At 59.1% G+C, this 3337-nt stretch carries 3 protein-coding genes; all 3 read right to left on the reverse strand.

Annotated elements, in window-relative coordinates; all coding sequences use genetic code 11:
• Positions 1-99: 99 nt before the first annotated feature.
• Entirely contained in the window at positions 100-678 is a 579-nt protein-coding gene (locus BDE01S_RS09275; RefSeq protein ID WP_066080630.1) for a YdcF family protein, read from the reverse strand.
• A 90-nt stretch (positions 679-768) separates the two neighbouring features.
• Positions 769-1872 carry a peptide chain release factor 2 gene (prfB, locus tag BDE01S_RS09280; protein ID WP_066080633.1) on the reverse strand — a complete coding sequence of 368 codons (1104 nt, stop codon included), beginning with the start codon at positions 1870-1872 and terminating at the stop codon, positions 769-771.
• A 126-nt stretch (positions 1873-1998) separates the two neighbouring features.
• Entirely contained in the window at positions 1999-3228 is a 1230-nt protein-coding gene (locus tag BDE01S_RS09285; RefSeq protein ID WP_066080634.1) for a DUF711 family protein, read from the reverse strand.
• Positions 3229-3337 lie beyond the last annotated feature (109 nt).

Raw genomic sequence — 3337 nt, forward strand, 5'->3', positions numbered from 1 at the left:
TTGCCGCCTTGTATCAGAATTTACTCTCCGACTATAAAAGCCGTCTGAAAAACCGATATTTTTCAGACGGCTTTTTCAACTCCCTACCCGCACACGCCACTAATGCAGCGCCACCGCTTTCACCCATGCCAAAACTTCGCGCAGCCGCTTGCGCCACAGATTGGCGGGGGTATCGCCGCAGCTACCGGCAGCCAGTATCTGTACCGGTCTGCCCGGCCAATGCCGCGCGGCCAGCCAGCGGGCGCGGGCAAGGTGGAAGCCGTCGCTGACCAAAATCACGCGCTCGGCGGCGGGCAGCAGCGGGTGGCTGAAGGCGATGTTTTCATAAGTGCTGCGCGACTGCGGCTCAATCAGGATGTGCTCGGGCGGCACGCCCAGCGTCAATGCCATCTGGCGCATGGCTTCGGCCTGATTGGCGCCGTCGCGGTCGGTGCCGCCCGACATCAGCAGCTTTTCCGCCAAGCCCGCGCGGTACAGCCATACGCCTGCTTCGACGCGGTTACGCAGGCAGGGGTTGGGCTTGCCGCGGCGGTTGACGGTATTGCCCAGCACCATAGCCGTGCCGGATTTTTCGGGCGTTACGGGCGCGGCGGCGGCGCGTTCGGCGCGGTACACGGCATACAGGCCGCCGCCGAGCAGCAGCAACAGGATAAGGGCGCAGGCAATCAGTATTTTCATGGGTTTCTTGACTATCTATACCGATACAGTGAAAAAAGCCGTCTGAAAACGGGCGTACCATTTTCAGACGGCCTGCGGTTCACGCGGGCATTACACGCCCTGCTTCAAACTGGCTTCGATAAAGCCGTCGAGATCGCCGTCGAGCACGGCTTTGGTGTTGCCGACTTCGTGGCCGGTACGCAAGTCTTTGATGCGCGAGGAATCCAATACATACGAGCGGATTTGGCTGCCCCAGCCCACATCGGATTTGCCGTCTTCCAAGGCTTGTTTCTCCTCGTTGCGCTTGCGCATTTCTACTTCATACAGCTTGGCTTTCAGCATTTCCATCGCCGCCGCTTTGTTGGCGTGCTGCGAGCGGTCGTTTTGGCACTGCACCACAATGCCGGTCGGCTCGTGGGTGATGCGCACGGCGGAGTCGGTTTTGTTGATGTGCTGGCCGCCCGCGCCGGATGCGCGGTAGGTGTCGATACGCAAATCGGCGGGGTTGATTTCGATTTCGATGGAGTCGTCGATTTCGGGATACACAAACACGGAGGCAAACGAGGTGTGGCGTTTGTTGTTGGAGTCAAACGGCGAATAGCGCACCAGGCGGTGTACGCCGGTTTCGGTGCGCAGCAGGCCGTAGGCGTATTCGCCTTCCAAGCGGATGGTGGCGCGGTTGATGCCGGCGATTTCGCCGTCGTCCTGCTCCAGAATGTCCACTTTGAAGCCGCGGCGTTCGGCGTAGCGCGAATACATGCGCAGCAGCATGCCCGCCCAGTCTTCCGCTTCGGTGCCGCCCGCGCCGGCGGTGATGTCGATAAAGCAGTTGTTGGGGTCGGCGGGCTGGTTGAACATGCGCTTGAATTCCAGCTCGGCCATTTTGGCTTCCAAACCGGCCACGTCTTCCTGCACGGCGGCAAAGCCTTCCGCGTCGCCCTCTTCGACGGTCATTTCAATCAGCATGCGGTTGTCTTCGATGCCGGAGGCGATGGTGTCGAGCGTGAGCACGATGCCTTCCAAAATCTTGCGCTCTTTGCCGATTTCCTGCGCTTTTTTCGGGTCGTTCCACAATTCGGGATCTTCCGACAGGCCGATGACTTCTTCCAAGCGGTCTTTCTTGCCCTGATAATCCATATATACGCGGATGTCGGCGCTGCGGGTTTCCAAATCGTCGAGCGCGTTGTTTAACTGGTTGATGACTTCAGCTTCCATGATTTTCTTGTTCTTTGTGAATTTTAGGGGCGTATTGTACTGGATTTGCGTGGGTTTTTCTATGCAAAGGCCGTCTGAAAACGGCACGGTGCGTTTTTCAGACGGCCTTTTTTGCCCGGCAGGTGCTTATTTGACCGCCAATACCGCGCAGTTGCACAAATCGTCGCTTTCAAATGCCGTGCTCATGCCTGCTTTCAGCCCGGGTACGGGAAACAGGCGCACCGTCAGCGGTTTGTTGAGCCGGAAAGCCATCGTGCCCGTATCGCGCATGATGGCGGCGGTTTTTTCAGACGGCGTACCGCCCTCAATCGGCACGGTATCCAAGCCGATGCCGCACACGCTGCTGTAAGCGATCAGATGCTGTAAATCGTATGAATCCGCATACGTTGCCGCCGCCAGCCCCTCGTCTTCCACCACCGCCAGCATTAACCCGGAAAAGCCGACGGCGCGGACGTTTTTCAGGGTTTTGAACACGCGGGTCAACAGCGCCGAGGCTTCCAGCGTGCCCGCCGCGCCGAAATGCGGTACGCGCAGCAGGCGGTACACTTCCACCATAGACGTGCAGTTTTTGGACGGCGCGGCAGAGGTATCCATGCCCGCATACGTCCACCCCGCCGCCAGCGGCACTTCGGCAATGCACGCCTGCACTTGGTCGGCATGATATTGCAGCGCGCCGCTCATCGCGTCAAACGCGGCGCGGCGGAAATCTTCGTGCGCCTCGGGCAGATTGTTCAAACCGCGCAGCGCCGCCGCCAGCAAATCGGGTGACTCCAAGCCGACCACCAGTTTTTTGTCCGAGCCGCCGCGGTGGTAGCCCGCCGGAAAATAGGGTATCAGCTCGTTGCAGTTGAAATTGACGGTAAAATTGAAATTGCCCTCGCCGCGCGGGGTGATTTCGCCGATGCGCCGCACCGCTTCCACGCAGCGCAGAATTTGCCCGTTGTCCAACACGCCGTGCTCGTCGGCGTCGATGTTGACGCAGGCATTGCTCAAATCGCCGAAATCCCGAATCAGCTCGGGCAGCAGCGCGATTTCCTGCGGCGTGCGCGCCTCGCCGATGGCAAAGCGGATACGCAGGCCGTTGGCATTCAGGCGGTTCAAAATATCCCGAATCTGCGCCAAGCCCTGCGATGCTGCAGCAATATCGGCAGTATCGAGGTATTCGCCGAACGGATTGGCCACCATACGCACCGACTGCACGGTATAGCCGCGCTGCTGCAGGGCGGCGGCGATATGGTCGCACTGCTGCTTGGCCTCGGCCAACTTATCCGCCCAGCGGCCGGCGTCTTTATCCAAAGATACAAACGCGGTAACGGTACGCACGCGGCACAAAGCGGGGTCGGTCAGATTCTGCATATTTTTCCTTTGCCGATTGCCGCCTTAATCTCAGGGAAAGGCGACTGTTTGAATGTTTTAAAGTGTTTGCACTATAACATAATTACCGCCGGAAAAACGGCTCAAGAGC

This window comes from Bergeriella denitrificans NBRC 102155 (assembly GCF_001592185.1).
Lineage (GTDB): Bacteria > Pseudomonadota > Gammaproteobacteria > Burkholderiales > Neisseriaceae > Neisseria > Neisseria denitrificans.

Excerpts from the sequence above, each read along its gene's own strand:
- prfB (WP_066080633.1), bottom strand. The coding sequence starts at position 1,872 with ATGGAAGCTGAAGTCATCAACCAGTTAAACAACGCGCTCGACGATTTG.
- BDE01S_RS09285 (WP_066080634.1), bottom strand. The coding sequence starts at position 3,228 with ATGCAGAATCTGACCGACCCCGCTTTGTGCCGCGTGCGTACCGTTACC.
- BDE01S_RS09275 (WP_066080630.1), bottom strand. The coding sequence starts at position 678 with ATGAAAATACTGATTGCCTGCGCCCTTATCCTGTTGCTGCTGCTCGGC.